2 protein-coding genes and 2 pseudogenes are annotated in these 4,139 nt (G+C 68.5%); 3 read left to right on the top strand and 1 reads right to left on the bottom strand.

Features of this window, described 5'->3' with window-relative positions:
* Nucleotides 1-785 precede the first annotated feature (785 nt).
* The 3 genes and pseudogenes from JNW89_RS29550 to JNW89_RS29545 all read left to right on the top strand — a co-directional run.
* Nucleotides 786-2,347: pseudogene (locus JNW89_RS29550) on the top strand (replication initiator); the annotation flags it as partial.
* 6 nt (nt 2,348-2,353) lie between these two features.
* Nucleotides 2,354-2,551 (top strand): helix-turn-helix domain-containing protein, encoded by a 198-nt coding sequence (locus tag JNW89_RS39190; protein ID WP_375155164.1) that lies wholly within the window; start codon nt 2,354-2,356, stop codon nt 2,549-2,551.
* Nucleotides 2,551-3,771 carry a site-specific integrase gene (locus tag JNW89_RS29545; RefSeq protein WP_238451588.1) on the top strand — a complete coding sequence of 407 codons (1,221 nt, stop codon included), beginning with the start codon at nt 2,551-2,553 and terminating at the stop codon, nt 3,769-3,771. The genes JNW89_RS39190 and JNW89_RS29545 overlap by 1 nt, the downstream gene beginning before the upstream one ends.
* Before the next feature lie 230 nt (nt 3,772-4,001).
* Here the strand turns inward: JNW89_RS29545 and JNW89_RS29540 are convergent.
* Nucleotides 4,002-4,139, bottom strand: a pseudogene (locus tag JNW89_RS29540) (IS5/IS1182 family transposase); the annotation flags it as partial.

Below are 4,139 nucleotides of genomic sequence, written 5' to 3'. Positions count from 1 at the left end.
GGCTCGCGCACTACATCGACGCGCACAGCGTGCGGCTACCGGATGAGATTACCGAACTGATGGATCAGCCGCCGGCACCCGTCGACGTGGAAGCGTTCGAGCGTGATGTCCTCGAGACGGAACAGATCGTCATCGACGCCGCCTGGTGGCATTCAGTGCGTGGCTCACAGTCCTGAGCCCGATCGCAACCCTAACGTCGAGGATCCTGCGACGGCGTGCCGTCAAGCATCATGCGAGACCCGACACGGCCGGCAGCCGGCCATCCCGCCCCAGCCCGAGGGATCACGACGGGTTGACGTGTCGGTACCCGGTGCTACTCTGACGCTCGTCGGACACGCCAGCGCGGCCTTCCCGCCGGATCGCTGGGCTCGACGTCGGAGACGCCGAGCGGCCTTCCTGCCGCTGATGCGGGCCAAGTCCCGCCGGCTCTCGATCGCACTGGCCGCAGCGCCAGTCCTCCGAATCCGTTGAGCGTCCCAGCACGGCCTCACCTGCCGTCCACGATGGCCCGGATTCGAACACCTCCACGGGTGGGGACAGCCTGCGGAAACCCGCCGGATGCCGACGCCCCAGGCTCCCCACCCGTGCCGGCCCTCATCACCGAGTCCACGAGCGCGAAAGGATCTGGCCCATCGGCGGTAAGTGGCACGGCCACGATTCCGCCCTCCGGCGTCAGCCGCCCTCTCGGCGGTGCCAGGAGACCCGACGACCACCACCAGCGGACAGACGTCCACGGCTGGTGGTGCTTCGTCTCCCGTCCCTGCCACCCCTAAAGAGGAGAAGTCGTGTCCACCACCCCGCTCACCATCTACCGCCCCGGTCTCGCCGTTGGCCGGGACGCCCAGGTCCTGCACCGCGCCGCCTCGCCGGAGTTCTCCGGCTGGCTGGAGCACACCCGCCCCGCCGGCGGCTGTGCTCGCCCAATCCGCCTCACCGGCACCATCGCTGCCGCCGACCGGAACACCGGCCGTATCACCGGCCAGCTGCACACCGACCAGCTGCCCGACCGGGCGCTGTATAAGGCATGCGGCAACCGCCGCGAATCGGTGTGCCCGGACTGCGCCTGGGTCTACCAGGGCGACGCCTACCAAGTCATTTGTCGCGGTCTGACCGGCGGCAAGGGCGTCCCTGACTCGGTCGGCCGGCACCCGGCCGTCTTCGCCACCTTCACCGCCCCATCCTTCGGCCCGGTCCACCACCGGCACGTCCCCCGCCACACCTGCGCCACCCGACAGCGCTGCGACTGCGACCCGCGCCCTGCCGCGCCCGCGGCACCGGTGGCACCTGTCCGCAAGGGCAGCCCGCGGCGTGCTTCGCTCGGCACGAGGCCAACGATCCGCGGCTCGGCCAGCCGTTGTGCCTGGACTGCTACGACCACGCCCACCAGGTCGTCTGGAACTACTTCTCCGGGGAGCTGTGGCGGCGCACTAAGCAGGCCATCGAACGCCGCCTCGCCGCCCTCTGCCGCCGACGCGGCATCCCCCTCGTTCGAGTCGTCACGGCCTCCGGCAAGGTCCGCTGGGTGCCGCCCGTGCGGGTGTCCCACGGAAAGGTCGCCGAGATGCAACGCCGCGCAGCGGTGCACTTCCACGTCCTGCTGCGCCTCGACGGCGTCGACCCCGACGACCCGGACGCCCTCGTGCCGCCACCGGTGGGCATCACCGTCGACGACCTGGAGGATTCCGTCCACGCCGCCGCCGATAAGATCACCGTCACCACACCCCCGCACCCCGACCGGCCGCAAGGCTGGCTGGTGGCGTGGGGCGAGCAGGTCGACGTCCGACGCATCAACATCGCCGGAGGCGAGTTGACCGACGGCAAGGTCGCGGCCTATCTCGCCAAGTACGCCACTAAGGCCACCGAAGTCACCGGCCACTGCTCCACTCGACTCACCGCCGCCACCATCGACGACTACGCCGACCCCGAAGGCGACCACACCGCCCGCCTCATCGACGCCTGCTGGCATCTCGGCCGCCCCACCCTCACGCGCACTGCCAGCGGCGCCGCAACCGCGGATGACCGTCAAGCCAGCCTTGACGCCAAACCCAACATCTACGGCGGCTTGCGCCGCTGGGCGCACATGCTCGGCTTCGGCGGTCATTTCCTTACCAAAGCCCGCCGCTACTCTGTCACCTTCGGCCTGCTCCGCGACACCCGCGCCACCTACCGACGCGAAGAGGACGACGAACCGACAGACACGATCACCGTCGGCACCCTCACCTACATCGGGTCCGGCTGGCTGACCGAAGGTGACGCGCTGCTCGCCAACACTGCCGCCCGGCAGCGACGAAAGAGCAGACGCATCGGTCGGGAAGAACTGGCTCACGAAGCCTGGCTCACCGGGGCCCGCCGCATGAGCCGTGATCTCACCCCGCGCTGGTACTCCCCCGCCGAGGTCGCCGTCCTGCTCGGCTTCGGCATCTCCAAGGTCAAGGTGAAGATCGCCACCGGCGAGCTGCGCTCCATCAAGGACGGCAAGTACCGCCGCATCCTGCCCGAATGGGTCGACGACTACATCCGCGAACAGGTCGAACGCCGGGAGGCCGCCTGATGCCCGGACGTGCCCGTGCTAACGGCAAAGGGTCGATCTTCCCGTACCGGAACGGCTTCGCCGCCTACGTCTGGGTCACCAAGCCCGACGGCCGGCGTGACCGCAAGTACGTCTACGGCAAGACGAGAGAGGCGGTCCACGACAAGTGGATCAATTTGCACCAGCAGGCGAAGCAGGGGCCGGTGGCGACGAGCGTCCCCACGGTCGGCAGCTTCCTCACCTACTGGCTGGCCGAGATCATCCAGCCGAACCGAGCACCGTTGACCTACGCCACCTACGAGACGTTCGTCCGCCGCTACATCGCCCCCGGTCTCGGGGCCAAGCGGCTAGACCGGCTCCAGTCACGGGACGTGCAGACCTGGATCAACCAGGTGGCCCGCACCTGCCAGTGCTGCGCCCAGGGCAAGGACGCGGCCCGACCCAAGGACAAGCGGCGCTGCTGCGCGGTCGGCCGCTGCTGCCAGGCCGTCCCGTCGACGCGCACGGTCAGCGACATCCGGGCCGCGCTGCGGGCGGCCCTCACCCACGCCCAGGCCGAAGACCTCATCGCCAAGAACCCGGCCGTGCCGGTCACCCTCGCCACCGTCCGCCGCTGGCGTGGCAAGTCGTGGTCGAGCGACGAGGCCCGCAAGTTCCTCGAATCGGCCCGCGCCGACGAGGACCCGCTCTACGCCGCCTATGCCCTGGTCCTTGTCACCGGCCTGCGCAAGGGCGAGGCCCTGGGACTGACGTGGGAGGACGTCGACCTCGACGCCGGAGAGCTGACCATCGGCCGCCAACTGCAACGCGTGCGCGGGCAGCTCCTACACCGCGACACCAAGACCCAGGCGTCCGACGCCACCCTCCCCCTGCCCGACATCTGCCTCACGGCGCTCAAACTGCGCAGCGAACAACGCGACGAGGCACGAGCAGCCGCCAGCAAGGCGTGGCACGAAACCGACCTCGTCTTCACCACCCGCTACGGCACGCCAATCGAGCCGCGCAATTTCCAGCGCTCCTGGCAGACGAGGTGCGAGAAGGCCAACGTCAAGCCGATCACCGTCCACGACGCCAGGCGCACCTGCGCCACGCTGCTAGCCGACCTGGACGTCCACCCCAGAGTCGCCATGCAGGTGCTGAGGCACGCCCGTTTCTCCGTAACGATGGAGATCTACACCCAGGTATCGACGAAGGCGACCAGAGACGCCCTCAAACGCCTCGGTGATTCACTGGGCCGCTGACGGAACTGCTGTACTTAGCTGCTGTACCGCAACAGAAAGGCCACCTCCCGTTTCCGGGAAGTGGCCTTTGACCTGCGTGGGCGATACTGGGATCGAACCAGTGACCTCTTCGGTGTGAAGTAACCATCACGGTCCCTTGACCTGCATTCGGAGCCCCTCTGATCTGCGTAACGAGTCCCTAAGGGACGTCTCGTAACTCAGTGAAGGCGTTGTCCGTGACCGGGTCGTGCTCACCTGACGAGGGCGATGTTGTGGAGATGGGCGATGGCTGAAGCGGTGTCGGTCAATGTGCTGGCAGCGCGGCGGTAGTCGCGCAAGATCTTCCAGCACTTCATCCTGGCCAGGGCGTGTTCGACCTGGGCGCGGAC

This window comes from Micromonospora sp. 4G55, assembly GCF_016803375.1.
Note: the sequence above shows the minus strand (reverse complement) of the source record. Positions and strands in the feature narration are given on the sequence as shown.

What these genes read in the sequence shown, in the direction of transcription:
- JNW89_RS39190 (WP_375155164.1), top strand. Translation starts at nt 2,354, where the DNA reads ATGAGCCGTGATCTCACCCCGCGCTGGTACTCCCCCGCCGAGGTCGCC.
- JNW89_RS29545 (WP_238451588.1), top strand. Translation starts at nt 2,551, where the DNA reads ATGCCCGGACGTGCCCGTGCTAACGGCAAAGGGTCGATCTTCCCGTAC.